The organism is Mixta mediterraneensis (assembly GCF_014946725.1).
Classification (GTDB): Bacteria; Pseudomonadota; Gammaproteobacteria; order Enterobacterales; family Enterobacteriaceae; genus Pantoea; species Pantoea mediterraneensis.
Window position 1 is genome coordinate 263,620 of the sequence record NZ_JACFXY010000004.1, and the last position, 24,288, is coordinate 287,907.

General features: G+C 50.9%; 25 protein-coding genes, 3 pseudogenes and 1 other annotated feature. Of the genes and pseudogenes, 7 read left to right on the forward strand and 21 right to left on the reverse strand.

Going from position 1 to position 24,288, the window contains the following annotated elements; all coding sequences use genetic code 11:
* Positions 1–7 precede the first annotated feature (7 nt).
* Genes H2P46_RS09885 through H2P46_RS09895 form a run of 3 tightly spaced genes read right to left on the reverse strand, consistent with a single transcriptional unit; the run spans position 8 to position 2,798 of the window.
* Positions 8–946, reverse strand: coding sequence for a glycosyltransferase family 2 protein (locus H2P46_RS09885; protein ID WP_193404916.1), 939 nt, complete (start codon positions 944–946; stop codon positions 8–10).
* Positions 933–1,313: a GtrA family protein gene (locus tag H2P46_RS23395; RefSeq protein ID WP_193404917.1), complete on the reverse strand. Its 381-nt coding sequence runs from the start codon at positions 1,311–1,313 to the stop codon at positions 933–935. The genes H2P46_RS09885 and H2P46_RS23395 overlap by 14 nt, the downstream gene beginning before the upstream one ends.
* Before the next feature lie 3 nt (positions 1,314–1,316).
* A complete protein-coding gene (locus tag H2P46_RS09895; RefSeq protein WP_193404918.1) occupies positions 1,317–2,798 on the reverse strand; it encodes a glucosyltransferase domain-containing protein in 1,482 nt (493 codons plus the stop codon).
* Positions 2,799–3,423: 625 nt separating this feature from the next.
* On the opposite strand from H2P46_RS09895, the gene H2P46_RS09900 reads away from it, so the two are divergent.
* Positions 3,424–4,121, forward strand: a protein-coding gene (locus H2P46_RS09900; protein ID WP_239952247.1) for an IS1 family transposase whose coding sequence is annotated in 2 segments (ribosomal slippage) — positions 3,424–3,673 and positions 3,673–4,121 — 699 coding nt in all. Because the reading frame shifts where the segments join, the coding sequence is not laid out codon by codon here.
* Positions 4,122–4,240: 119 nt separating this feature from the next.
* Here H2P46_RS09900 and H2P46_RS09905 read toward each other — a convergent pair.
* The 12 genes from H2P46_RS09905 to hisL form a co-directional block, all read right to left on the reverse strand.
* The gene (locus H2P46_RS09905) at positions 4,241–5,539 is read right to left on the reverse strand and encodes a succinylglutamate desuccinylase/aspartoacylase family protein (RefSeq protein ID WP_193404919.1); all 1,299 of its coding nucleotides are present in this window, start codon (positions 5,537–5,539) and stop codon (positions 4,241–4,243) included.
* A gap of 115 nt (positions 5,540–5,654) precedes the next feature.
* A complete protein-coding gene (locus tag H2P46_RS09910; RefSeq protein ID WP_420846539.1) occupies positions 5,655–6,452 on the reverse strand; it encodes an ABC transporter substrate-binding protein in 798 nt (265 codons plus the stop codon).
* A 67-nt stretch (positions 6,453–6,519) separates the two neighbouring features.
* Positions 6,520–7,011 (reverse strand): YbaK/prolyl-tRNA synthetase associated domain-containing protein, encoded by a 492-nt coding sequence (locus tag H2P46_RS09915; RefSeq protein ID WP_193404921.1) that lies wholly within the window; start codon positions 7,009–7,011, stop codon positions 6,520–6,522.
* A 370-nt stretch (positions 7,012–7,381) separates the two neighbouring features.
* Positions 7,382–7,993: a bifunctional phosphoribosyl-AMP cyclohydrolase/phosphoribosyl-ATP diphosphatase HisIE gene (hisIE, locus tag H2P46_RS09920; protein WP_193404922.1), complete on the reverse strand. Its 612-nt coding sequence runs from the start codon at positions 7,991–7,993 to the stop codon at positions 7,382–7,384.
* Positions 7,987–8,763, reverse strand: coding sequence for an imidazole glycerol phosphate synthase subunit HisF (hisF, locus tag H2P46_RS09925; protein ID WP_193404923.1), 777 nt, complete (start codon positions 8,761–8,763; stop codon positions 7,987–7,989). The genes hisIE and hisF overlap by 7 nt, the downstream gene beginning before the upstream one ends.
* Positions 8,745–9,482 carry a 1-(5-phosphoribosyl)-5-[(5-phosphoribosylamino)methylideneamino]imidazole-4-carboxamide isomerase gene (hisA, locus tag H2P46_RS09930; RefSeq protein ID WP_193404924.1) on the reverse strand — a complete coding sequence of 246 codons (738 nt, stop codon included), beginning with the start codon at positions 9,480–9,482 and terminating at the stop codon, positions 8,745–8,747. The genes hisF and hisA overlap by 19 nt, the downstream gene beginning before the upstream one ends.
* The gene (gene hisH, locus H2P46_RS09935; RefSeq protein WP_193404925.1) at positions 9,482–10,072 is read right to left on the reverse strand and encodes an imidazole glycerol phosphate synthase subunit HisH; all 591 of its coding nucleotides are present in this window, start codon (positions 10,070–10,072) and stop codon (positions 9,482–9,484) included. The genes hisA and hisH overlap by 1 nt, the downstream gene beginning before the upstream one ends.
* Positions 10,072–11,139, reverse strand: a complete 1,068-nt coding sequence (gene hisB / locus H2P46_RS09940) for a bifunctional histidinol-phosphatase/imidazoleglycerol-phosphate dehydratase HisB (RefSeq protein ID WP_193404926.1) — start codon at positions 11,137–11,139, stop codon at positions 10,072–10,074. Before hisB ends, hisH begins: the two co-directional genes overlap by 1 nt.
* Positions 11,136–12,212 carry a histidinol-phosphate transaminase gene (gene hisC, locus H2P46_RS09945; protein WP_193404927.1) on the reverse strand — a complete coding sequence of 359 codons (1,077 nt, stop codon included), beginning with the start codon at positions 12,210–12,212 and terminating at the stop codon, positions 11,136–11,138. Before hisC ends, hisB begins: the two co-directional genes overlap by 4 nt.
* Positions 12,209–13,513: a histidinol dehydrogenase gene (gene hisD, locus H2P46_RS09950; protein ID WP_193404928.1), complete on the reverse strand. Its 1,305-nt coding sequence runs from the start codon at positions 13,511–13,513 to the stop codon at positions 12,209–12,211. The genes hisC and hisD overlap by 4 nt, the downstream gene beginning before the upstream one ends.
* A gap of 3 nt (positions 13,514–13,516) precedes the next feature.
* On the reverse strand, positions 13,517–14,416 hold the full coding sequence (gene hisG / locus H2P46_RS09955) for an ATP phosphoribosyltransferase (RefSeq protein ID WP_193404929.1): 900 nt from the start codon (positions 14,414–14,416) through the stop codon (positions 13,517–13,519).
* Between the two features lie 55 nt (positions 14,417–14,471).
* Positions 14,472–14,592, reverse strand: a sequence feature (His leader region).
* Positions 14,568–14,615, reverse strand: a complete 48-nt coding sequence (hisL, locus tag H2P46_RS09960) for a his operon leader peptide (RefSeq protein ID WP_100396937.1) — start codon at positions 14,613–14,615, stop codon at positions 14,568–14,570. It overlaps the preceding feature by 25 nt.
* Positions 14,616–14,795: 180 nt before the next feature.
* Here hisL and H2P46_RS09965 point away from each other — a divergent pair, with 180 nt between their 5' ends.
* Positions 14,796–15,623 carry an SDR family oxidoreductase gene (locus tag H2P46_RS09965; protein WP_193404930.1) on the forward strand — a complete coding sequence of 276 codons (828 nt, stop codon included), beginning with the start codon at positions 14,796–14,798 and terminating at the stop codon, positions 15,621–15,623.
* Positions 15,624–15,683: 60 nt separating this feature from the next.
* Here H2P46_RS09965 and H2P46_RS09970 read toward each other — a convergent pair.
* The 3 genes and pseudogenes from H2P46_RS09970 to H2P46_RS09975 form a co-directional block, all read right to left on the reverse strand.
* Positions 15,684–15,875 (reverse strand): annotated as a pseudogene (locus H2P46_RS09970) (DODA-type extradiol aromatic ring-opening family dioxygenase); the annotation flags it as partial.
* Entirely contained in the window at positions 15,848–16,012 is a 165-nt protein-coding gene (locus H2P46_RS23400) for a type 2 periplasmic-binding domain-containing protein (protein ID WP_420846540.1), read from the reverse strand. The pseudogene H2P46_RS09970 and the gene H2P46_RS23400, both read right to left, overlap by 28 nt.
* A 3-nt stretch (positions 16,013–16,015) precedes the next feature.
* A complete protein-coding gene (locus H2P46_RS09975) occupies positions 16,016–16,495 on the reverse strand; it encodes a LysR family transcriptional regulator (protein ID WP_420846541.1) in 480 nt (159 codons plus the stop codon).
* A gap of 131 nt (positions 16,496–16,626) precedes the next feature.
* Between H2P46_RS09975 and H2P46_RS09980 the strand changes: the two genes are divergently transcribed.
* From H2P46_RS09980 to H2P46_RS09995, 4 genes and pseudogenes are all read left to right on the forward strand, one after another.
* On the forward strand, positions 16,627–17,361 hold the full coding sequence (locus H2P46_RS09980) for a PIG-L deacetylase family protein (protein ID WP_193404931.1): 735 nt from the start codon (positions 16,627–16,629) through the stop codon (positions 17,359–17,361).
* Entirely contained in the window at positions 17,358–18,074 is a 717-nt protein-coding gene (locus H2P46_RS09985) for a 4-carboxy-4-hydroxy-2-oxoadipate aldolase/oxaloacetate decarboxylase (RefSeq protein WP_193404932.1), read from the forward strand. The genes H2P46_RS09980 and H2P46_RS09985 overlap by 4 nt, the downstream gene beginning before the upstream one ends.
* A pseudogene (locus H2P46_RS09990) lies at positions 18,074–18,981 on the forward strand (PrpF domain-containing protein). The gene H2P46_RS09985 and the pseudogene H2P46_RS09990 overlap by 1 nt, the downstream one beginning before the upstream one ends.
* A gap of 10 nt (positions 18,982–18,991) precedes the next feature.
* Positions 18,992–19,864, forward strand: coding sequence for a DUF1932 domain-containing protein (locus H2P46_RS09995; protein WP_193404933.1), 873 nt, complete (start codon positions 18,992–18,994; stop codon positions 19,862–19,864).
* A 30-nt stretch (positions 19,865–19,894) separates the two neighbouring features.
* Here H2P46_RS09995 and H2P46_RS10000 read toward each other — a convergent pair.
* From H2P46_RS10000 to puuD, 3 genes and pseudogenes are all read right to left on the reverse strand, one after another.
* Positions 19,895–21,172 (reverse strand): annotated as a pseudogene (locus tag H2P46_RS10000) (NAD(P)/FAD-dependent oxidoreductase).
* Between the two features lie 27 nt (positions 21,173–21,199).
* Positions 21,200–21,754 carry an HTH-type transcriptional regulator PuuR gene (puuR, locus tag H2P46_RS10005; protein WP_193404934.1) on the reverse strand — a complete coding sequence of 185 codons (555 nt, stop codon included), beginning with the start codon at positions 21,752–21,754 and terminating at the stop codon, positions 21,200–21,202.
* Complete coding sequence (gene puuD, locus H2P46_RS10010; RefSeq protein WP_193404935.1) at positions 21,751–22,512, reverse strand: gamma-glutamyl-gamma-aminobutyrate hydrolase; 762 nt, start codon at positions 22,510–22,512, stop codon at positions 21,751–21,753. The genes puuR and puuD overlap by 4 nt, the downstream gene beginning before the upstream one ends.
* Before the next feature lie 199 nt (positions 22,513–22,711).
* On the opposite strand from puuD, the gene H2P46_RS10015 reads away from it, so the two are divergent.
* A complete protein-coding gene (locus tag H2P46_RS10015; RefSeq protein WP_193405011.1) occupies positions 22,712–24,130 on the forward strand; it encodes a glutamine synthetase in 1,419 nt (472 codons plus the stop codon).
* Positions 24,131–24,288: the final 158 nt, after the last annotated feature.

The following is a 24,288-nucleotide window of genomic DNA, read 5'->3' on the forward strand; positions in this document are numbered from 1 at the left end:
CGTTTTTTTATATATCTTCATCTGTAAAATATCGAGGCCTTCGTTTAGATTCCATATATATCTTTCCTACATACTCACCAATCACTCCTAGTGAGAAGAGCTGCACGCCCCCTAAGAAAAATATCCCCGCCGTAATAGATGCCCACCCTGGAAATGTCGTTCCTAAAAACTTTTCAAGTAATATACCAATAAACGCAATAAAAGAAATAAAAGAAATTATAAAGCCGGTGATTGAAATTGCTCTTAGCGGGAAAATGGTATTAGAAGTAATGCCTTTAATTGCAAGAGAGAGCATTTTTGAAAAAGGATATTTAGACTCTCCTGCGGTGCGCTGTAGTCGTTTATAGTAAATGACTTCACTTTTATAGCCAATTTGAGGTATGATCCCCCTTAAATATATTTCCGACTCCTTAAATTGTAACAAAGAAGATACGGCTCGCTTACTCAGCAATCTAAAATCAGCATGGTTATGAATTTGTTCGACACCCATTTTTGCCATTATTTTATAATATAATTCAGCACTGGTTCTTTTAAACAGGGAGTCGCTGTTCCTGTCATCTCGCGCAGCATATACTACGTCACATCCTTGATGATACTTCAAAACCATTTCTCTTATGCAATTTACATCATCTTGTAAATCCGCATCTATACTTACTGTAATGTCAGAGGTTGATTTGGTTAATCCGGCGATTAATGCTGTTTGGTGACCATAATTGCGTGATAGTTTTAATCCACATATATGAGGGTGTTTTTCTTTATATTTTTTTATAAGACTCCATGTCGCATCATGACTTCCGTCGTCAACATACAAAATAGAACTATCCTGGCTAACTAATCCTTCATTGACCATGGACATAAGACATTCAGATAAAGACCTGTTTGTTAAATGAAGCACTTCTTCTTCATTATAGCAAGGTACAATAATTGTAAGGTTATTCTTTCTCATGTTTTGCCCTAAATGTGAACTTTTTATTTAATATAAAACCGACTATAGTATATATAATCATCCCAGCAGCCTGAGGCAACATTTTAGATGGATAAAAAAATGGAACGGTAAAGTAAATAATTAATAGATTAGTAAGGTAGCTGATAAAAACGACGACAATAAACTTAATGAGATTACTAGTTTCAATGCGAACTTTAAAAGTAAATATCGAATTTAAGATAAAACTTAAAATTATCCCAGCCACATAAGCTATAATGTTAGCTCGATAAATGCTAATGTCAATTTTCGTTAGTAGATACATAATGCTTAGCGATATGCAAGTATTTACTAATCCCACAAAAATATATTTAGATAAAATTTTTATCATATGCTACTTACTCAAGTTATCTAAGTAACCTGGAGCGTTACTTAATTTAACTATTACCGTACCATGATAAATGAAAACAGAGCCTTTAATTGGCCATGAAGGTCTTTTGCTCAATTCGTTAAAAGCACTTTCCGCTTGATTAAAGGTAGCAGTTTTAATTGTTGCAAGCATGTTTGTACTATAAAAATGACGAATCCTGTCATTGTTGCCATTATCCCACGAAAAAAAAGAATAGCCATATACATCAGAAAGCGGCGGTTTCCAGGGATTAACACGCTGAAGCGCACCATGGAAATAAACTGGAGTTATGCCGTCTTGATAATTATCGTCAATATTCCTGATGGTTAGTAGTATATCATTGGCTGTTTGCATATCAGCTTTCCAACTCATATAATCAGAAAACATTAAACGACTATAAATATAGCTCCCATGCCATAAAGTAACAACGCAAACTAATATTGAAATGCTTTGATATTTTTTTGTGGTTTCGAATTTTTTTAAAAAATACACTATAAAAAAAGCATATACAAATGATTGGAATGTAAAAGTTCTTGCAGGTAAATCTACCGCCAGGATAATGATAAGCGAGAAAGGAACAAATAAACCAGCAAATAGTAATAGGATTTTTAATAAAGTATTTTCCTTTAAGTTAAACATTAATGTTAATAAAAATGATATAGTTGAAAAAATGAATATGCCAGATCCGTAATAGTCTCTTCCTAGAAGTAATGCTTTTATTTTAAAATAAATAATATTAATGTTTTGCAATAGGCTATTTTTCCCCCAGCCAACTTGGTCTGTCAAATAAGATGAACCAGCGATATTAAAAACGTATTGCCAGAGTTTAGTTAAAAGAAAATAAAAGACAACAGAAAGAACACACCAAATAATAAAGTTAACAAATTTCGACAGGTTGAGTAAATTATTGCCATTTAAAGTGTTATATAAATAAAATAAAATCACTACACCTGGTGCAGTGACAAAAATTGACTGATAAACTGAAATTGAACATGCATATGCTACGATAGATAGGAAAAATAATAGGATTTTAATTTTCTTACTACACAGACTATGGATAGATTTTAAATGTAAACCAGCCGCTAATACTCCTAAAAAAATCCCAATGCTTACCGCATCACTTTGCATATGGAAGTCTGCCTGGTAAAATAGCGATGGAAACGACATAGCCAGAATGCAGAAAATAGAAGAATTGAATCGAGAGAGTGATAATATTTGGCAAAAACTATAATATGATAGCGCCAAAAATAAAACAAAAATCATAGTTGTAAAATAGGGAGCATAGGGACTTGGCAAAATCGTTTCTTTTAAAAACGCTCCCCCCCAACGGCCGATGCTTATTTTTTGTTCAAAAAGGTCAAGATACTCATTATCAATAGAAAGAGTAAAATTGAAAATGGAGTATCCATAAACTATTAAACCTGCTATTACCGACCAAAGAAGAACAATAAGATTATTCTTTTGCATATAAGTTGAGATTGAAGTCATAGTATTGACCATGGATATATAAAAGCCGATATTTTAGCAGTAATTATCACATGTGCAAGATTATTTTGAATCGAAGAAGGTTTCTGGCGTTTGACTTCCTCATATCATTATGGGTTAAATTATCTATTGATACTCTGCATCTAGGTTTGAGATGACAATTGATTCCCCATCCTTTACTACGCATCGTTATTAAGTGGTCATTGTAATTAATACCTAAGAAACAGACATAGTGAAAAACTTCTGTATTTACAGTCTATTTTTATTTGCTCACACACTTATACAATGGCAATAGGCCTTTATATTATCTGTAATACTCTTGAGCCAGTATAATTACCCTGTTTAAACAGTTACAAATGCATATATGATATTTTATCAGGTTTTTTGGTCCTATGAGAATACATATAATATAAATTTAGTTCTATGCTTGATGTTTTTTTATGATGATTAATCAAGGTTAATTACGATAAAAATATTTGCGAAATCATCAAGTTTTTATACGACGCTATTAATTTCATAATTTATGATCTTTCCTTTTTTATTCGGGATTTAGGTAATGCTCCCAACTTACTGATTTAGTGTATGATGGTGATTTTGAGGTGCTTGCGTGGCTTCCATTTCCATCAGATGTCCTTCCTGCTCCGCTACTGAAGGCGTGGTGCGTAACGGCAAAAGCACTGCCGGACATCAGCGCTATCTCTGCTCTCATTGCCGTAAAACATGGCAACTACAGTTCACTTACACCGCCTCTCAGCCCGGTACGCACCAGACAATCATTGATATGGCCATGAATGGCGTCGGATGTCGCGCCAGTGCACGCATTATGGGCATTGGCCTCAACACGGTTTTACGTCACTTAAAAAACTCAGGCCGCAGTCGGTAACCTCGCGCATACAACCGGGCAGTGATGTGATTGTCTGCGCTGAAATGGACGAACAGTGGGGCTACGTCGGTGCTAAATCACGTCAGCGCTGGCTGTTTTACGCGTATGACAGGATACGGAGGACGGTTGTGGCACACGTCTTCGGTGAACGCACTCTGGCCACACTGGAGCGTCTTCTGAGCCTGCTGTCGGCCTTTGAGGTCGTGGTATGGATGACGGATGGCTGGCCGCTGTATGAATCACGCCTGAAGGGAAAGCTGCACGTTATCAGCAAGCGTTACACTCAGCGCATTGAGCGACATAACCTGAATCTGAGACAACATCTGGCAAGGCTGGGACGGAAGTCACTGTCGTTCTCAAAATCGGTGGAGCTGCATGACAAGGTCATCGGACATTATCTGAACATAAAACACTATCAGTAAGTTGGAGTCATTACCCGGGATTTACACAATAAAAAATTGTGACTAACATTTTGAAAATCCTTATGCATAGCATATTTCACAATACCAGTATTATTGCAATATCACGGCGCAGTATTGAATCAAATCACCAACAATTCCCCCTGCCTCACCTCATTCTCCCCAGCCAACCGCACTACCAGCATGCCTGCTGTCGCAAAACTCACCCAATGTCTCGCATATAACAGTCCGCCATATTCCGCCACTAACGGCGTGATCTGATCAGTCACCGGATCGATAATCTCGGCGACCACCTCGCCTGGTCGAACATGCGCTCCTAATGATTTACGATGCAGGATCAAACCTGATACCGGAGAGTGAATGTATTCACAACCCGCCAGCGGTGTCGGTGGGTTTTTCAGGGCGGGGGATGGAGCAACAGAACCTTCGCTATAACGCTCTTTAATCACACTCTGCTCATTTGCCGCCTCAATGACTTCATGCGTGCTCAGGCCAGCTTCATTTTCCACTCTGGCGGCCACATCTTCGCCGTCAGTGGTGGCTGACACCAGCTCATCGCCACCAATCACCGGCGCCGCAACTTCGACCGACACGGCAGGTTCGCTGCCGCTTATATAGCCACTTTCCTGCAATGCGGAAATAATCGCATCGGCATCCTGCTCCGCCTGCTCTGGGCAGACATCCCGCACTCCGCGTAATTCCAGCGTCACTGGCAACAAGCCGCGCGGCATGGGGAACTCGTCGCCAAAACGCTCAGCCAGCGTCAGCCAAGGTTCGCAGCACGCTTCATCAAACGGTTCACCGCCTGAAATCTGCGCCAGCAGCTGTACTTCGCTGCCCAGCCAACGCGCAAAGGGTTCGATGTCCGGCCAGGCATGAGGTGTGGTGTATAAATGTGGCACCGCTTCCCAGTCGCAATGCAGATCGATCATTAAATCGGCCTGACTTGCCATACGCATCAGGGTAAAACGCTGTGCATCCAGTTCGGTTTTTGGAATGGTGTCACGATAGTGCAGGTCAACAGCATCGCGTATCAATCGCTTATTATCATATTCACTTTGCGTGAACGAACCCGCCAGCCTGGCAGCCAGCGTTTCGCCCAAAGAGGGAAACTTACGATTGAAATCCTGGCCGGACAGCGTATGGAATCGGCCTAAATGTGTGCCATGCCAGTGTTGCCCTAATGCTAATGGATTCGCCACCGGCACCAGCGTAAAAGCCGCCTTCAACTGACCTGCACATTCTAATGCCTGCAGTCGCTTTTTCAGAAACCACGCCACCGCCATACCGGGCAGTTCATCGCCATGCAAAGCCGCCTGAATATAGACCTGGCGCTTATTGTCTTCGCCGAAGTGGAAACTAATGATTTCCCGTTGAGTACCCAACGAGGCGCTTAGCAGAGGATGATGTTGTTGATGCATAACGGTCCTGTAATCAGCAGTGGGCGAAAAATGTAACGCCTTTAAATTAAGCAGAAAAAGAGAAGTATAGTGCTGAATTACAACAGGCGGCACAAATGAAATGCCGCCTGCGTTATTACGGCTGAATAGAGATGTCGGTCGCGAAATACTTTTTCTGAATCTTATCAAATGTGCCGTTCTGCTTGATTTCACCGAACGCCTTATCGAGCGCAGTTTTTAATTCAGTGTCATCTTTACGCAGACCAATCGCTGTGCCTGGGCCGATAATCGGATCCTGCACAATCGGACCAGCCAGCTCGAAATCTTTGCCCTGCGGTTGTTTTAAAAAGCCAATCGCGGCCTGCGCTGCGTCAGTGAAAATGGCATCCAGACGACCAGAAACCAGATCGCTTTCAACTTGTGCCTGATCGCCATATGGCACCACCGTTACGCCATGCGGCTGCCATTTGGCCAGCGCGTAGCGCTCCTGCACGGTACCTTGCTCAACGCCGACGGTTTTGTCTTTCAGCGAGTCAGCGGTTGGCAGGATACCGGCACCTTTGCGTGCTATGAGCTGAGTATGCGTATCGTAAAGCGGCACGGTGAAGTTAATCTGCTTCATACGTTCTTCGGTAATGCCCATATCAGAAAGAATGGCATCAAATTTACGCGCTTTAAGTGCCGGGATCATGCCGTCGAACTGGCTTTCTACCCACACACATTTTGCCTGCATCTGCTCGCACAGAGCATTACCCAGATCGATGTCAAAACCGACCAGTTTGCCCTGTGGCGTTTTAGACTCAAAAGGAGGGTAGGTGGGATCAACAGCGAAACGTACCTGTTCTATTTTTGCCTGCGCACTGAAAGCGCAACCCGCCATCATCGCCATCGCCAGCGTCTGACGCAGGCGTGTTTTAGTGAAAAACATTGCCATAAAAAATATCTTCTTTTATCCGTGATGTTGAAGCACGCAGAGTACCTTTCACCTGATGTGATGGCAATTACCGGATTAATTTCACTATGTTAGCATTGCACCATTCACCTCGGCACAAGGCACGATAGTCTTCGGTGTTTAAGATGACAGAACGCTCCAGTACGCCTGCATTAAAGGCAATCTCGCTAAAGCGCTCAAACAGCAGCGGATCGACTACCAGCTTTAAATCGGGGTGAAAGCTAAACGGTGGAATCGCGCCAAATACACAGCCGGTCAGCGTATCCACTTCCGCCGGGCTGGCCAGTGACGCGCGCCGTCCGCCCACCGCTTCTGCTACTTTGCTGAGATCGGCCTGCTGATCGGCTGGCAACACGGCCAGGACATACTGCTTCACGCCGTTACCTTTAACGTGGCACACCAGGGCTTTGGCACCTTGTCCAATATGCGTGCCGCGAATCGCCGCCACAGCTTCACATTTTCCCGTCGCTTCATGCGCCATGAGTCGGTAACGCGCCTGATGCTGGTCGAGCAGGACGATCAGTTTTTCATGTGTGGTCATTCACTTCTCCTTGAGCAGCAAGCTGAGTCAACAACGTCATCTGTGGAATGAAATCGTGCAATGCTTTAGCAATTTCGGTGCCACTGATAATGTCCATTCTCTTCGTCAGGCGAACCCCACTGCGTGGTGCGAAGTGTTTTCTCTGGATCGACTTTCATTGACGCAAAATCATACGCTGGTGCAAGCCACTGGCTTTTGGTTTTTTTAAGGATGGCGCTATTTCAGACATGGCTATCGCCACCTAATTGCAGGGTTACTATTGCACGTCTCGCTTGAGCAATATATTGCGCAATATTAGCGTTACTTTTTTTGAGAAGCATACTGCTCAAAATCGCCAGCCCAGCACAATTTTGAGCAGTATATTGCACGTTTATTTATGGCGGGAACGCAGATTGGCGATGATGGTACTGAGGTTTAAATCCTGATCCTGCAACAAAACCAGCAGATGATAGAGCAAATCTGACGCTTCATTGGTCAGCTCGTGACGATCGTTCACGGTCGCGGCCAGCGCCGTTTCAACGCCTTCTTCACCCACTTTTTGCGCGATGCGTTTGGTGCCGCTGGCATAAAGTTTCGCGGTATAAGAACTGTCAGGATCGGCGTTTTTACGCTCGGCCAGCAGCTGCTCCAGCTGATATAAAAAGGTCCACTCTGGCGCAGCAGGCGAAAAGCAGCTTGAGATGCCAAGATGGCAGGTTGGGCCTGTCGGATTAGCCAGTACCAGCAAGGTATCGTTATCACAGTCTGGCGTGATGCTGACCATTTTCAGAAAATTGCCCGAGGTTTCGCCTTTGGTCCATAAGCGGTTTTTAGTGCGGGAAAAAAACGTCACGTTGCCGTCTTGCAGCGTTTTCGCCAGTGCCTCTTTATCCATGTAACCGTGCATCAGCACTTCGCCAGAGACACTATGCTGGACGATAACCGGCATCATGCCTTGCGTTTTATTCCAGTTGAGTTGAGCCAGTTGTTGAACTGTTAACACGCGCGAATCTCCACACCGTTGTCAATCAGGAAACTTTTCAGCTCACCGATATTAATAATCTGTTTATGAAACACCGATGCTGCGAGTGCGCCATCGACGTTGGTCTGCTCAAAGGCATCAAAAAAATGCTGCATCGTGCCTGCGCCGCCAGAAGCAATCAGTGGCACGTTGCAGACTTCACGTACTTTCTTAAGCTGCACCAGATCGTAGCCGTTACGCACACCGTCCTGATTCATCATATTAAGCACGATTTCGCCTGCGCCCAGCTTTTGCACTTCCTGCACCCAGTCGAGGGTTTCCCAGGTCGTTACGCGAGTACGGGACTCATCGCCGGTATATTGATTGACATGATATTTATGGCTGTTTTCGTCGAACCAGGTATCAATGCCCACAACAATACACTGCACGCCAAAACGGTCGGCAAGGCGGGTAATCAGCGTGGGATCGGCCAGCGCTGGCGAGTTAACAGAGATTTTGTCCGCGCCAAACTCCAGAATGCGCGCTGCATCTTCCGGGGTTTTAATCCCGCCCGCGACGCAAAATGGAATATCGATCACTTCTGCCACGCGTGATACCCAGCTTTTGTCTACCACACGGCCAGCGGATGAAGCGGTAATATCATAAAACACCAGCTCGTCAGCGCCTTCTTCAGCGTATCGCTGCGCCAGCGGTACGATGTCACCAATAATTTCGTGATTGCGAAACTGAACGCCTTTAACAACCTGACCGTCACGCACATCAAGACAAGGAATTATCCGTTTTGCCAGCATGCGATTGCCTCCGAAACTGTGAATTTACCTTCCAGCAAGGCGCGTCCAACAATCACGCCTTGTACGCCGCTGCCGCGCAGTGCGGCGATGTCGCTGAGCTCACCGATGCCACCGGAAGACTGAAAGGCAATCGCGGGATAGCGTGCGGTCACTTCCTGATACAACTCCACATTGGAGCCGCTCAGCGTGCCGTCACGTGAAATATCGGTGCACAACACATGCTTCAGGCCAACCGACTGGAACTGTTCAATGATATCTTCCAGCGTCACGCCCGCCGCTTCCTGCCAGCCGCTGATCGCTACTTCTTTGCGATTATTAGCGTCAATGCGCACGTCTAATGCCAGTACAATCGCCTCGGCACCAAACTCTTCAAACCATTGCTTCACCTCTTCAGGCTGTTTTACTGCGGTGGAACCGACCACCACGCGGCTGGCACCCGCATCCAGCAACGCTTTTACATCATCGCGAGTACGAATACCGCCGCCAACCTGGACAATGGCGTCAACGCCATTCAGTAAGGTTTTAAGCAGAGGGATCTGGCGTTTGGCCGGATCTTTCGCGCCAGTTAAATCCACCAGATGCAGCACAGTGGCACCCTGGCTGGCATAATCCTGCAGACGTGGCAGCGGGTTGCTACCGTAGTCGCGCTGCTGGCCGTAATCGCCCTGATGCAGGCGAACGACATTGCCGTCAATTAAATCTAACGCGGGGATAATCATCACATCTCCAGGAAATTTTTTAGCAACTGCGCGCCCGCTTTGCCGGAGCGTTCGGGATGGAATTGCACACCGAAAAAATTATCTTTTTGCAGCGCAGCGGTGAACGGTAAACCGTAATGGCATTGCGCGATAGTGGCGGCATTCACCGGCATTGCGTAGCTATGTACGAAGTAGAAGTAGCTGCCATCGTCGATGCCGCGGAACAGATGATGACCAGCCTGCGCAGTGATGCGGTTCCAGCCCATATGCGGCAGCGGCAAACCTTGCGTATCCATCAGGGAAACCGGCTCATCAATAATGCCCAGCGTGGAAACCCCGCCGTTCTCGTCGCTGCCACGCCCCAGCAACTGCATGCCGAGACAGATACCCAGCACGGGCTGAGTACAGGTTTTGACCAGCTCGATCAAGTCGCGCTCCTGAAGCTGGTTCATCGCCGCCTGGGCCGTCCCTACGCCGGGCAGAAACAGCTTGTCTGCACGCAACACCACGTCAGGATCACGGCTGACATCCGGGGTATAGCCAAGCCGCTCAACCGCCCACTTTACCGAAGACAGGTTGGCACAGCCGGTATCAAGGATCACCACATTCATCACAGCACTCCTTTCGAACTCGGCAGGGTGTTGCCGTCAACGCGAATCGCCTGGCGTAAGGTCCGGCCAAAGGCTTTGAACAGACTCTCAACGCGGTGATGGTCGTTCTTCCCTTTGGTTTTGAGATGCAGGGTGCTCATCATGCTGTAGGACAGCGAACTGAAGAAGTGCTCGACCATTTCAGTGCTGAGATCGCCGACGCGCTGATAGTTAAACTCTGCTTTGAATTCGATATGCGGGCGGCCAGAAATATCCAGTGCACAGCGTGCCAGGCATTCGTCCATTGGCAGCACAAAGCCGAAACGGCCAATGCCGCGTTTGTCGCCCAGTGCCTTCAATAAGGCTTCGCCCAGCGCTAAACCGGTATCTTCAACCGTGTGGTGATCGTCGATATAAAGATCGCCTTTTACTTCAATATTCATGCGGAAGCCGCCGTGTACCGCGATCTGGTCCAGCATGTGATCAAAGAAACCGACCCCGGTATTGATCTTGCTGCTGCCTTCGCGATCCAGCCATACTTCCACTTTGACCTGGGTTTCTTTGGTATTGCGGTTTACCAGCGCATAGCGATCTCGTCGGGTTAAGCGCTGCTGGATGGCGTTCCAGTCTTCACCGTCGGCACCGTAGCGGATCGGCTGAATGCCCATGTTTTGCGCCAGCTGCACATCGGTAAGGCGATCACCAATCACATAGCTGTTTGCTACATCAATTGCGCCTTCTGCCAGCCACGCGTCGACCATTTTAGTTTTCGGCTTGCGGCAATCGCAGTTGTCGTCAGGCATGTGCGGGCAAATCAGCACGTCATCAAACCGGATGCCCTGCGAGGTCAGGATCTGCATCATCAGGTTATGCGGGCCATCAAAGTCGGCCTGCGGAAAACTGGTGGTGCCCAAACCATCCTGATTGGTGATCATCACCAGACGATAACCGGCGGTTTGTAGCGCCAGCAGCGTTGGGATGACATTAGGCTCAAACGCCAGCTTGTCCATGCGATCCACCTGGAAATCTACAGGCGGCTCAGAAATGATGGTGCCGTCGCGGTCAATAAAAAGGGTCTTTTGGCTCATGCTTGCTCCACTGATATGGCTTGCAGCGCGGTGATCACACGCTGGCACTCTTCCCGCGTGCCGATGGAAATGCGCAGGCATCCCGACAGGCCCGGATTTTTGTTTTGGTCACGCAGGATAATGCCCTGATCCCACAGGGTTTTAAAGACGCGTGGTGAATCTGCGAAGCGCGCCAGCACATAATTGGTGTCGCTGGCAAAGGTCTCCACGACGCAGGCGCACTGATCCAGCTGCGTCAGTAGCCAGTTGCGGTTGTCGTTCAACTGCGCAACGTGTTCACGCATCAAGGCAATACCTTGTTCGCTTAGCGCCTGGGCCGCAACATCCGCAACTGGCGTTGCCAGCGGATAAGGGGCAATGACCTTCAGCAGCAGATCGATCACGGGCTTATTCGCGAGCGTAAATCCGCAGCGCAGACCAGCCAGCGCAAAGGCTTTGGACAATGTGCGCAGCACCACCAGATGTGGATAATCTTTCAGCCAGCCTGTCAGCGTCGCTTCCGGGCAGAATTCAATATAGGCTTCATCGGCCACCAACAGTGCTTTTCCAGCGGTCATGTCCAGTAACTGGCGTATATCGTCTGGATTGATCAGGTTGCCAGTGGGATTGTTGGGACTGCACAGGTAGACCACTTTCACGCCATCCAGCTTGTCGGCAATCGCAGGCAGATTAAGCTGCCAGTTATCTAAGGCCGGAACAGTGCGATATTCAATGCCAATGGTTTCGGCACTGACGCTATACATGCCATAGGTTGGCGGGCAGAACAATATTGCGTCTTTGCCGGGTTCGCAGAATGCGCGCATCAGCAGCTCGATACCTTCATCTGCCCCGCGGCTTGCCAGTACCTGATCAGGCTGCAAGCCGGCATAGGCGGCGTAGCGCTCAATCACTAATTTTGGCTGACATTCGGGATAACGATTCAGCGTCTGCTGCGACAGTTCAAACGGCACCGCGAGCGGAAATTCGTTGGCATTCAGCCAGACATCACCGTTACCACCAAGGCGACGCGCCGACATATAGGGCGTCAATGCACGTACATTTTCGCGCGCCAACGCTTCAACATTCAGACTCATGCTTGCTCCTTTAATGCGGCAACGCGCAAGGTAACGGCATTTTTGTGGGCATCTAACTGTTCTGCGGCGGCCAGCGTTTCAATGGTGGCGGCCAGGTTAAGAAAGCCTTGTGGCGTCAGCTCTTGTACCGTCATGCGTTTCTGAAAATCAGCCAGCCCCAGGCTGGAGCAGGTCGCGGTATAGCCATACGTCGGCAATACGTGATTAGTGCCTGACGCATAATCGCCCGCTGATTCCGGTGACCAGTCGCCAAGAAATACGGAACCCGCGCTGGTGATGGAATCCACCAGATCGCGTGGCTGGCGCGTCTGAATAATCAGATGCTCCGGGCCGTAAGCGTTGGAGATTTCAACGCACTGTTCCAGGTCGCGTGCCACGATCAGACGACTGCTTTCCAGCGCCTGGCGTGCGGTAGCCGCTCGCGGCAGCTGTGCCAGCTGTTGTTCCACCGCGTCGGCGACGCCTTGCGCCAGCGCCGCAGAAGGCGTCAGCAGAATAACCTGTGAATCCGGGCCGTGTTCGGCCTGCGACAGCAAATCAGAAGCCACAAACGCCGGCGTTGCGCCTTCATCGGCAATCACCAGCACTTCTGACGGACCCGCTGGCATATCAATCGCTGCGCCATCTACACTCTGGCTGACCTGACGTTTAGCTTCAGTAACGTAAGCATTGCCCGGACCAAAAATCTTATCAACGCGCGGCACGGTTTCGGTGCCAAAGGCGAGGGCAGCAATCGCCTGCGAACCGCCAACCTGGAAAACCTCCTCCACGCCGCAAAGTTTTGCCGCATACAGGATTTCATCGGCAATCGGCGGCGGTGAACACAACACCACGCGACCACAACCGGCAATGCGTGCGGGCGTGGCCAGCATTAACACCGTTGAGAACAGTGGGGCGGATCCGCCAGGAATATACAGACCCACCGATTTTACCGGACGAGTCAACAGTTGGCAGCGCACGCCGGGTTGGGTTTCAATATCGACAGGCGCGAGAATTTGCGCTTTATGGAATGTCTCAATATTGCTGACAGCAATCGCCATCGCTTGTTTTAGCGTCTCGCTTAAACGTGCGCAGGCATCGTCGATTTGCTGCGGCGTGACGCGCAGATTTTCAACCTGCACTTTGTCAAAGCGTGCGCTAAACGCGCGCAGTGCTTCATCACCGTTGATTTTGACCTGCTCCAGAACCTCGCGCACGGTTTGGGTAATGCTTCCAGAAGCGGCGATTGCCGGGCGCATTAACAGTGCCTGCTGCTGTTCTGCGTTGCACTGTTGCCAGTCGATTGGGGTTGCAAAGGCCATGACTTACTCCATCATCTTCTCAATCGGCAGCACCAGAATGGAGCTGGCACCTAACGCTTTTAGTTTTTCCATGGTTTCCCAGAACAGCGTTTCGCTGCTAACCATGTGCATGGCTACCCGGGCCTGATCGCCGCCTAATGGCAGCACGGTTGGGCGTTCGGCACCTGGCAGCAGTTGAATCACCTCTTCCAGACGATTGCTGGGGGCATGCATCATGATATATTTAGACTCGCGCGCTTTGATGACGCCCTGAATACGTGTCATCAATTTGTCGATCAGTTCTTGTTTCGCACCCGGCATTTCACCATCGCGCTGGATCAGCACCGCTTTGGAGCGATAAATCACCTCGACTTCACGCAAACCGTTCGCTTCCAGCGTCGCACCTGTAGAAACCAAATCACAGATAGCATCGGCCAGGCCAGCTCGCGGTGCAACTTCAACCGAACCATTTAGCATACAGGTCTTGAAGCTGACGCCTTTTTGGTCGAGGTATTTTTTCAGCAGATGAGGATAAGAGGTCGCGATACGGGTGTTGTGCAGACATTGCGGGCCGGTATATTCGTCATCAACCGACATCGCCAGCGACAGGCGGCAACCGCCGAAATCAAGGCGACGTAGCGTGAAATAACGCGGATCTTCGCCCTGCGCGCGGCGGGTCAGCAGCTCTTCTTCCAGCACGTTCTCGCCGATAATACCGATATCGACCACGCCATCCATAACCAGGCCAGGAATATCGTCATCGCGCACCCGCAGGATGTCGATAGGCATGTTCTCCGCAAACGCAATCAGGCGTTGCTGCTGAAGGTTAATCTTAATGCCACAGCGCGCCAGCAGTTCACGTGAATCATCACTTAAACGGCCAGATTTTTGCATAGCTATGCGTAAACGGGTGTTATCTAACATGGTTCCTGTCCTCTTATTGAATCCTGTCTGCGAAACGGTCTGGTTGCGTCAGCCCATAAAAAAACCCCCGGAAGATAATCTTCCGGGGGTTCTTTTGCGTTCGCACCACTGGAAGATCTTGAACGTCTCCCAGCACACATCGCCTGAAAGACTAGTCAGGATGATGGTGATGATGGTGGTTGAACTGAACGCGTGTCATATAAATTCCAGATGAATGAGTATTCATTTATGTGCTGATTAACCTAACCAGGATAACGTTAAATCGCAACCCTTTTTTAACTTTACGTTCAGAAAGAGTCGAAACAGTTTTACGCTGGTTTGCAATCGGGGCTAGCACTAGTATGAATAACATCTGGATGCGCACAGTCGGAGGACAAATATGAAGAAGGTCGCAATCGTGGGGCTGGGATGGCTGGGAATGCCGCTGGCGATGGCGCTGACCGCACGCGGCTGGCAGGTCACGGGCAGCAAAACCACGCCGGATGGGGTAGAAGCGGCACGCCGCTGTGGCATCGAGGCATTTCAGTTAGAACTGACGCCGGAAATGATCTGCGAAGCGGAAGATCTGGAGCCGCTATTAAGCGTGGATGCGCTGGTGGTAACGTTGCCCGCCAGCCGCACCGCTGAAGGGGGAGAAAAATATTTGCAGGCGGTACAAAACGTGGTGGACAGCGCGCTGGTGCATCACGTTCCGCGCATTATCTTCACCAGCTCTACCTCGGTATACGGCAACGGTTCTGGTGTGAAGAAGGAGAACAGCCCGCTTGAACCAGAAACCCAGGCAGGAAAAACGCTGGTAACGCTGGAAAACTGGCTGCATGACTTACCCGGTACCAGCGTGGATATTTTACGGCTGGCAGGGCTGGTGGGGCCGAAGCGTCATCCAGGGCGTTTTCTGGCCGGTAAAAAAGAGGTGACAGAGGGCGCGCAGGGCGTGAATCTGGTGCATCTGGATGATGTGGTAGAAGCGATAACGCTGCTGCTGCGAACGCCGAAAGGCGGGCATGTGTATAATCTGTGCGCGCCGAAGCATCCGACACGCGCGGAATTTTATCCGGGCGTCTCACGCCAGCTAGGGCTGGAGCCGCCACAGTTCTTACCAGACGAAAGACAGCAGAGCGGTAAGTTAATTGATGGCACGCGCATTTGTAGCGAGCTGGGATTCGACTATACCTATGACGATCCGGTTAAGATGCCGCTGGAATGAGGAGAAGCTGGGCTGAGGTTCATACCAGCCCAGCCCGACATCACTCTACCTTCTCTTTTCCTGCAACGGAATGACTTTGGTTGGCCAGTCTGGTTTAAACGGGATCAGCGCCGAGAGCGGGGAAAACAAGCCATGATCCAGCGGGGTATCCATAAAAAACGACATATCAAACTCATCGCTCATCAAACTGGTGCCGATGTGACGCGACAGCGCTGCATCGCCTTTCACGGGCGGCAAATCGCGTGGGCCGCCATCATATCTGAGTTAAGCAGCAGGCCGCGCACTATCGCCAGGTCACCGCTTTCCACGACCGGCTGCGGCGTTTGCATACCTGACTTCTGAAATACCTGATTCAGCAAATGGCGTGACGGGGTATTATCGCGCGGCAAAATCTACTGCGTTTGCGCCAAATCGAAAGGAGTAATTTTACGATCCGCCAGCGGATGATCGGGACGCGCCAGCAGAATCAATTTTTCTTCAAATAACACCTGATTATGAATATCCAGCACGCCTTTATCCTGACGCAGCGCACCAAGGATAAAATCAATATCTCCCGCGCGCAGCTCTGTCACTAATGCACTGAAGGCACTTTCATTAGTCACCACTTTGACGCCGGGATGCCGTATCACCAGTTGCGCAATTGCCTGTGGCAGCACGCATTTTCCCATCTCGGTTAACAGCATTCCGCTGGCATGACGCTCAAATAGTGGTGTCGATAAAGTGTGCTCAAGATCACGAATAGAACGGGTGTTAGCAGACTGAGTGCGAAATAAATTGTTTGCCGCTTCCGAGACCATGCCACGTTCAGCAATCATGCAAAACGCACGTATTTGCATAATTTTTAACGGATATTCATCATGTGATTTTTTCATTTTTATCCGGGCGAAGAGGGAGATCTAAGTCACAACATAAATAAAATTCATAGATCACGCAATGAAAGGCATTATCCGCCTGGTGATCACCATGGCAGGATGAAAAAAAACGCAAAACGCAGGAACCTGAAATGGAAAAGATGAAGAAAAGTGCTTTAGTGGTCAGCGCGCATTCCGCAGATTTTGTCTGGCGTTCAGGTGGCGCCATTGCGCTGCATGCCTCACAAGGTTACGACGTGCATGTGGTGTGTCTTTCCTACGGCGAGCGTGGCGAATCGGCCAAATTATGGCGTAAAAGCAACATGACTGAAACCCTCGTCAAGCAGAACCGACAGGCTGAAGCCGAAGCGGCCGCTAAAATTTTGGGGGCCAGCATTGAGTTTTTTGATCTTGGCGATTATCCGCTGCGTGCAGACAAAGAGACGCTGTTTCGCCTTGCCGATGTGTTCCGTAAAGTACAGCCGCACTTTGTCCTGACCCATTCGGTAAACGATCCGTATAACTATGATCATCCACTGGCCGCTAATCTGACCCAGGAAGCGCGAATCATCGCCCAGGCCGAAGGCTATCGTCCGGGTGAACAGATCATCGGCGCACCGCCGGTTTACTGCTTTGAGCCACATCAGCCAGAGCAGTGCAACTGGAAGCCGGATGTCTTACTGGACATCACGTCGGTGTGGGACAAAAAATACGCGGCCATTCAGTGCATGGCGGGGCAGGAGCATCTGTGGGAATACTATACGCGCGTGGCATTACAACGCGGCGTACAGGCCAAACGTAATGTCGGGATCGCCTCGCCTAAAGTGATCAGTCATGGCGAAGGGTATCAAAGCCTGTTCCCCCGCGTGACGGAGGATTTGTCATGAGCCTGGTGAATAAAAAGGGCGTCGTAGTCAGAAACATTGCCCGCGCCGAAAGCGACATACTGTCCCGTTTTGCTCGCTATGGCGTGGCGACAACGCATGAAGCGCAGGGACGCAGCGGGTTGCTGGATGTGCGGATACGGCCGATTCAGCAAAACCGTACGGTCGCGGGCAGCGCCGTCACCGTGCTGGTTTCGCCCGGTGATAACTGGATGTTCCACGTTGCGGTCGAGCAATGTCAGCCTGGCGATATATTGCTGGTCGCTCCGACGTCCGATTGCCATGATGGTTTTTTTGGCGATTTACTGGCGTCATCGCTACAGGCTCGTGGCGTGGTGGCGTTAGTCGGCGACATCGGTATTCGCGATAGCCAGACATTACGCGAGATGAATTTCCCGGTGTGGTCGCGTGCCGTTTATGCGCAGGGCACAGTGAAAGCGACACTGGGATCGGTGAACGTGCCGGTGACCTGTGCCGGGCAGCTGGTCAATCCCGGCGATATTATCGTTGCGGACGATGACGGCGTAGTAGTTGTGCCACGTGAGCAGGCCACGGCGGTGGCAGAGGCCGCGCAGAAACGTGAGGATGCGGAAGAGGGAAAACGTCAGCGGCTGGCGGCGGGGGAACTCGGACTGGATATTTACCAGATGCGTCCGCAGCTGGCCGAAAAGGGGCTGCGTTATGTTGATTCTCTTGATGAGTTGAAAAATAGCTGATGAAACAAACGCTTCTGCCTTGCGTAATAAGGCGTGGCGGCACGTCAAAGGCCGCCTGTTTTCTGGCGTCAGATTTGCCAGCCGACCTTGCTACCCGCGACCAGGTGTTATTGGCGGTGATGGGATCGCCGGATGCGCGGCAGATTGACGGCATTGGTGGTGCCGATCCGCTCACCAGCAAGGTGGCGATTGTTTCCCCGTCATCACGCCCGGATGCCGACGTCGATTATGGCCAAAACTGCGGCAATATTCTTGCGGCAGTCGGTCCCTTCGCGCTTGAGAAAGGGCTGGTGACCATTAAAGGCGCGCTGACCCCGGTGCGAATTTTATGGTGAATACCGGGCAGATCGCTGAAGCACAGATCGCCACGCCAGACGGCGCCGTTGAATATCAGGGCGATGTGCGCATTGATGGCGTGCCGGTAGTACTGATCCGGGCTGCCGATCTTCAGCGCAGCGGGCTGGAAACACGCGAGCAGTTAGATAATGACGATGAGCTGAAGGCGCGGCTGGAAACGATTCGTCTCCAGGCCGGTTTATGTATGAACCTGGGGGACGTCTCGCAGCGTAGCGTACCCAAAATGACCCTCGTTGCGGCACCGACCCAGGGCGGTAGCATTAGCACACGCACTTTTATCCCGCATCGTAGCCATGCATCGATCGGCGTGCTGGGCGCGGTCAGTGTAGCAACCGCCTGTTTGATTCCCGGTTCAGTGACTGACCAACTGGCACATGTCAGTGATGCACGCCAGCAACGACTGGCGGTGGAGTATCCAACCGGCGAATTCAGCGTGATGTTAACCCGCGATGTGGAAGGCAGAGTGATCAACAGCGGTCTGATCCGCACCGCACGGTTACTGTTTGATGGCCGGGTGGCGATTCCGGGCTCGCTGTGGTCCGGCAACTAAGGAGAATAGAATGACGCGTATTGCAATAGTCGGTTTTGGCGAAGCGGGGCAGATCTATGCCCGGGATTTGGCTGGTGTGGCAGACGTAAGCGTATGGGACAAAAAATTCTCTGGCACCCAGGCGGAGCATCTGCGCGAGCTGGCTGTGCAGGCTGGCGTACAGCCGACGGGGTCGTTGGCTGAAGCCCTGGACGGCGCTAATTTGGTGTTCTCGCTGGTGACAGCGGCCAGCGCGCGGGAGGTCGCAGAACAAGCTGCGCCGCTGCTGGGTTCAGAGCAGGTTTTTCTCGACTTTAACTCCGTCGCACCCGAGACCAAGCGTGCAGGCGCAAAAGCGGTAGCGGCGGGCGCCGGAACCTATCTGGATGTTGCGGTAATGGCGCCCGTACCGCCAGGCCGACTCAGCACGCCGTTGCTGCTTGGCGGGGCGGCGGCATACCGCGTTGCGGAAAGTCTGTGTGAGCTGGGCTGTAATGCACGAGCCGCCAGTGAACGTATTGGTGATGTTTCGGCGATTAAGATGTGTCGTAGCGTCATGATCAAAGGGCTTGAGGCCCTGACAACGGAATGCCTGAGCGCCGCCCGACAGTACGGCGTGGAGGACGCAGTGCTGGCTTCGCTGCACGCGAGTTTTCCGTCACTGGGCTGGGATGCACAATTTCCGCACTACCTGATTAGCCGTGTGGCAGAACACGGCGTGCGCCGCGCCGAAGAGATGGGTGAAGTCGTTAAGACCTTGCGGGATGTGGGTGTGATGGCGGCAATGAGTCAGGCTACGCAATCTGTACAGGAAGATCTACCCGCCAGGCTGGCGCAGAAAAACCTGCATTATCGCGATGTCACGCCGTTTGTCTGGCAGGATGTGGTAGATAAGCTGAAATAGTGCAAAGGGAATAGCCCAGCGCGGGCTTCTCTAAACGCCCAGTCGATCCCGTATCGCATACCATACCGCGCCCATTGCCGTCAGTGGCACTTTAAAGCGTCTTCCGCCGGGGAACGGCAAATGCGGCAGATTAGCAAAGGCGTCAAAGCGTTCGGCATCGCCGCGTAGCACTTCGCTGATCAACTTGCCAGAGAGATGGGTGCAGGTCACACCGTGACCGCTGTCACCCTGCATAAAGTAAACGTTGTTCTCTAACCGGCCAAACTGCGGCATACGCGACAGGGTTAACAGGAAATTGCCGCTCCAGCCAAACTCCAGTTTGACATCATGCAACTGTGGAAAGGTGCGTTGTAGTTTAGGACGAATCAATGCCTCAATATCGCCCGGCTCACGCGCTCCGTAAACCACGCCGCCGCCATACAGCAGGCGGTTATCGGCGGTCAGCCGGAAATAATCCAGCAGGTAATTACAGTCTTCTACACAGTAATTATTTGGCAGCAGCGTCAGCGCCTGATCGCGGCTCAGCGGTTCTGTCGCCACAATTTGTGAGCCACACGGCATGCTTTTACCGCTAAGGCGCGGTTCAATGCTGGTCGGTAAATAGGCATTACCGGCAAAAATGACATAGCTTGTCGTCACTTCGCCTTGCGCTGTTTAGACGCGATTCGGCGATCCGTAAACTACGTTTACTGCCGCGGACTGTTCATAGATACGTCCGCCGTGACGGCGTATCGCTTCTGCTTCGCCTAATGCAAGGTTCAGTGGATGCAGGTGTCCGCCACGCTTGTCCAGCAGGCCGCCAACATAACGCTCTGTTGCCACTTCCCGGCGAATGCCGCGCTCATCCAGGAGTTCGAGATCGTGGTTGCCGTAGCGGGTCCACAGCTTTTTCTGGTTGCGCAAGTGGCCCATTTGCCGTGCATTTAACGCGGCGAAAATTCCGCCGGGGCGATAGTCACAGGCAATGGCATAACGATCAATGCGATCACGTATGATCCCGGCGCCTTCAAACATCATGCTGCCCAGCATACGCGCGCTTTCCTTGCCATAATGTTGTTCAATCACATCAACGTCGCGGCTGTAGGAGTTAACCACCTGACCGCCATTGCGCCCGCTGGCCCCGAAACCCACGCGTGCCGCTTCCAGAACCACCACGTCATAACCTGCTTCGGTCAGGTAAAGCGCGGCGGACAAACCGGTAAAGCCACCGCCAATAATGCAAACGTCACACTGAATGCTCTCCTGCAACTGCGGCCACGGTTCATGAGGATTGGCTGTTGCAGCGTAATAACTCTCAACGTATTTCATCTCAACCTCCTCAACGCGCAATTTTTATCAGAAATTAGCTGGCGTATGGGCACTGACAATGCGACAAGTTTGGTCTGCCGTGTTGGTAAAGCTGTGCGGCAAACCGGTGTCGATGACATAACTTTCACCGGCGTACAGATGAAAACTTTGTCCATTCACTACCAGTGTGATTTCCCCTTCCAGCAGCGTGCCGGTCTCTTCGCCGGGGTGCCGCAGTTTCTCACCGGTGCTGGCGCCGGGTTGATAGGTTTCTAAAAGCATGTCCAGCTTGCGGGCTTGACCGTTATCAATCAGCCTGAGCGACACGCCCTGGCTGCCGATCTCCACTAAATCGTCCGGTCGAACGATCACTTTCGGCATTGCGCCCTGTTTCGGTTCGGAGAAAAATGCCGACAGCGATAAGCCATACACGTTTAACAATTTCTGTAAGGTGCTTATCGCCGGACTCACTTTATCCTGCTCAATGGTACTGATGGCGCTGTGTGTTAAACCTGCCAGTTCAGCGACGCGGCGCTGAGACAATCCCAACTCTTGCCGGATCTGCGATAAACGTCGTCCGGGTGCCAGAGTGGCATCATTCATGGTGTCTTTTCCTTGTGATAACGGATTGCTGCGTGGATAAACCCATCGAACAACCGGCGCGATGCCGCCGACCTTTCCGGGTGCCATTCAGGATGCCACTGCACCGCGAGTGCAAACGGATGATGTTGCAGACTGACCGCTTCTGTCAGCCCGTCGGAGGCACGTGCTTCGATGCGCAATTGTGGACCCGGCTCGCGGATCCCTTGTTGATGCAATGAATTCACCGTCAGCGTGGCGCAGTCAAGAAGGGTGCTGAGCAGTCCGTCTGGCTCAATCGTAATCTCATGCACGGGTGCATATTGTTGATCGAGCGGTTGGGAGAGATCTTCATGATGACGCTGAAACTGACGATGCTGGCTAAGCTGGCGATAAAGCGCGCCGCCGTTAGCGACGACTAACTCCTGCATTCCGCGGCAAATACCGAAGATCGGCATCTTTTTGCCAATGGCGTGCGTAATCAGGCTGAAGGCCAGACGATCGCGCCCCGGATCGGCATGCTGCTCTTTGCCTTCCTCACCATAGTGCCAGGGCTCGATATTGCTGGGGCTGCCGGTCAGCAGTACGCCATCCAGAATTGCCATTGCGTTTTCTAACTGATGAGGGGTCTGGATTAAATGGTGGGACAAGGCAAGCGGGACGCCGCCAGATAACGTCACGGCGTCGAGGTATTTGTTGTGCACCATCTGCGTAGGGTGGCCGCCCTTGTCGATTTGGCACATCACCACGCCAATCAACGGGTTGTCAAAAACAATGCCCATCTTCTTCCTCATCGCTGTTCGAAATATCGACCGAAAAGGCACAACTGACGTTTAAATGTGCAATATTTTGTCAATCTAGCAATCCGCTGCTCGTTCTTCAAACAGATTTGTTACGTTTGCACACTTTTTGTGTTGGCGCTATGTTAGATAAGTGGCGGTTATTTTGAGCATTGCGCAAACCAATTACGGGGCGGGTGAGATCATGACAAACCTGGTAGAAGTAGAAGACTTTACGCGACACAGCGAAGAGAGACGAACCAGCGCGTTCCAGCTTGAGGTGAAAGCCTGGCTGGAGCGCCATCCTGGAACGCAGTATGTCGATGTTTTGTTAAATGATTTAAATGGTGTCTTTCGCGGTAAACGTATTCCGGTCGCCGCACTTCTTAAGCTTGAAAAGGGCTGCTATTTTCCAGCATCTGTCTTCGCTATGGATATTCTTGGCAACACGGTAGAAGACGCCGGTCTCGGGCAATCATTGGGGGAGCCCGATAATCTTTGCCTTCCCGTTCCCAATACTTTAGTTCCCTCCGCCGCCGATCCAGAACATATTGCGCAACTGCTGTTAACCATGCGCAACCAAGATGGCACTCCCTTTGACGTTGAACCCCGAAATGTTCTTAACCCGTTGTGGCAGCAGCTACGCAATCGAGGTCTATTTCCGGTGGTAGCGGTAGAGCTGGAGTTCTATCTGGTGGATAAAAAGCGTGATGCGGAGGGGTATATCCAGCCGCCTTGTGCGCCGGGTAGCGATGAACGCAACATGCAGAGCCAGGTTTATTCGGTGGATAATCTGGATCATTTCGCCGATGTGCTGCGTGATATTGATGAAATGGCTAAATTACAGGGTATTCCGGCCGATGGCGCGCTGGCAGAGGCTTCACCCGGCCAGTTTGAAATCAACCTGCACCATACCCGTGATGTGCTGCAAGCCTGCGATCATGCGGTTCAGTTAAAACGCCTGATTCGCCAGGTGGCAGAAAATCACGGCATGACGGCGACTTTCATGGCTAAACCTTATGAAGAGTACGCAGGCAGCGGTATGCATGTGCATATCAGTCTGCTGGATGCTGCCGATCATAATGCGTTTGCCTGCGATGATGGCAGCGATTCCCCTTTGTTAAAACGTGCGCTGGCAGGAATGATCGACCTGATGCCCGCCTCAATGGCACTGCTGGCACCCAATGTTAATGCCTACCGACGTTTAGTGCCGGAAGCCTGTGTGCCGTTACAGGCGTCGTGGGGACACAACAATCGCACGGTGGCGCTCCGTATTCCCTGCGGTGACGTCGAGAACCACCGCATCGAATACCGGGTTGCTGGCGCGGATGCTAACCCGTATTTAGTGGTTTCAGCGGTGTTGGCCGGGCTGCTACATGGGCTGGATACGCAACTGCCATTGCCGCATCCGGTGTCAGGTAACGGCCACGAAGCGGAAGGGCTGGCGTTGCTCGTTCGCCAAAGCGAGGCTCTATATGAGTTTGAAAACAGCTATCCGCTGCAAAAACTGGTAGGCGAACGTTTCGGTAAGGTGTGGCATACCTGCAAAAACTACGAGTTGATGCAGTTCGAACGGTTGATTACCGCTACTGAGATCGACTGGATGCTGAAAAACGCCTGAGCAATTTTTATATTTATTGTTCCGGCATCTTGTGTCGGGCCAACAGATTGAGGCAGAATACGCGCCCTGCAAAAACAGAATATAACCGACGCTTATCGCGCCGGTTATTTTTTTGCATATTGTTTTCGCTGACTTAACCGAGGCCGGGCACGCACCCG

Excerpts from the sequence above, each read along its gene's own strand:
- hisG (WP_193404929.1), bottom strand. The coding sequence starts at position 14,416 with ATGTTAGATAACACCCGTTTACGCATAGCTATGCAAAAATCTGGCCGT.
- puuD (WP_193404935.1), bottom strand. The coding sequence starts at position 22,512 with ATGGGCATTGTTTTTGACAACCCGTTGATTGGCGTGGTGATGTGCCAA.
- H2P46_RS09965 (WP_193404930.1), top strand. The coding sequence starts at position 14,796 with ATGAAGAAGGTCGCAATCGTGGGGCTGGGATGGCTGGGAATGCCGCTG.
- hisD (WP_193404928.1), bottom strand. The coding sequence starts at position 13,513 with ATGGCCTTTGCAACCCCAATCGACTGGCAACAGTGCAACGCAGAACAG.
- H2P46_RS09975 (WP_420846541.1), bottom strand. The coding sequence starts at position 16,495 with ATGAAAAAATCACATGATGAATATCCGTTAAAAATTATGCAAATACGT.
- H2P46_RS09895 (WP_193404918.1), bottom strand. The coding sequence starts at position 2,798 with ATGCAAAAGAATAATCTTATTGTTCTTCTTTGGTCGGTAATAGCAGGT.
- puuR (WP_193404934.1), bottom strand. The coding sequence starts at position 21,754 with ATGAATGATGCCACTCTGGCACCCGGACGACGTTTATCGCAGATCCGG.
- H2P46_RS09995 (WP_193404933.1), top strand. The coding sequence starts at position 18,992 with ATGACGCGTATTGCAATAGTCGGTTTTGGCGAAGCGGGGCAGATCTAT.
- H2P46_RS09910 (WP_420846539.1), bottom strand. The coding sequence starts at position 6,452 with ATGGCAATGTTTTTCACTAAAACACGCCTGCGTCAGACGCTGGCGATG.
- H2P46_RS09915 (WP_193404921.1), bottom strand. The coding sequence starts at position 7,011 with ATGACCACACATGAAAAACTGATCGTCCTGCTCGACCAGCATCAGGCG.
- H2P46_RS09885 (WP_193404916.1), bottom strand. The coding sequence starts at position 946 with ATGAGAAAGAATAACCTTACAATTATTGTACCTTGCTATAATGAAGAA.
- H2P46_RS09980 (WP_193404931.1), top strand. The coding sequence starts at position 16,627 with ATGGAAAAGATGAAGAAAAGTGCTTTAGTGGTCAGCGCGCATTCCGCA.
- hisC (WP_193404927.1), bottom strand. The coding sequence starts at position 12,212 with ATGAGTCTGAATGTTGAAGCGTTGGCGCGCGAAAATGTACGTGCATTG.
- hisF (WP_193404923.1), bottom strand. The coding sequence starts at position 8,763 with ATGCTGGCAAAACGGATAATTCCTTGTCTTGATGTGCGTGACGGTCAG.
- H2P46_RS23395 (WP_193404917.1), bottom strand. The coding sequence starts at position 1,313 with ATGATAAAAATTTTATCTAAATATATTTTTGTGGGATTAGTAAATACT.
- hisA (WP_193404924.1), bottom strand. The coding sequence starts at position 9,482 with ATGATTATCCCCGCGTTAGATTTAATTGACGGCAATGTCGTTCGCCTG.
- hisH (WP_193404925.1), bottom strand. The coding sequence starts at position 10,072 with ATGAATGTGGTGATCCTTGATACCGGCTGTGCCAACCTGTCTTCGGTA.
- H2P46_RS09905 (WP_193404919.1), bottom strand. The coding sequence starts at position 5,539 with ATGCATCAACAACATCATCCTCTGCTAAGCGCCTCGTTGGGTACTCAA.
- hisB (WP_193404926.1), bottom strand. The coding sequence starts at position 11,139 with ATGAGCCAAAAGACCCTTTTTATTGACCGCGACGGCACCATCATTTCT.
- H2P46_RS09985 (WP_193404932.1), top strand. The coding sequence starts at position 17,358 with ATGAGCCTGGTGAATAAAAAGGGCGTCGTAGTCAGAAACATTGCCCGC.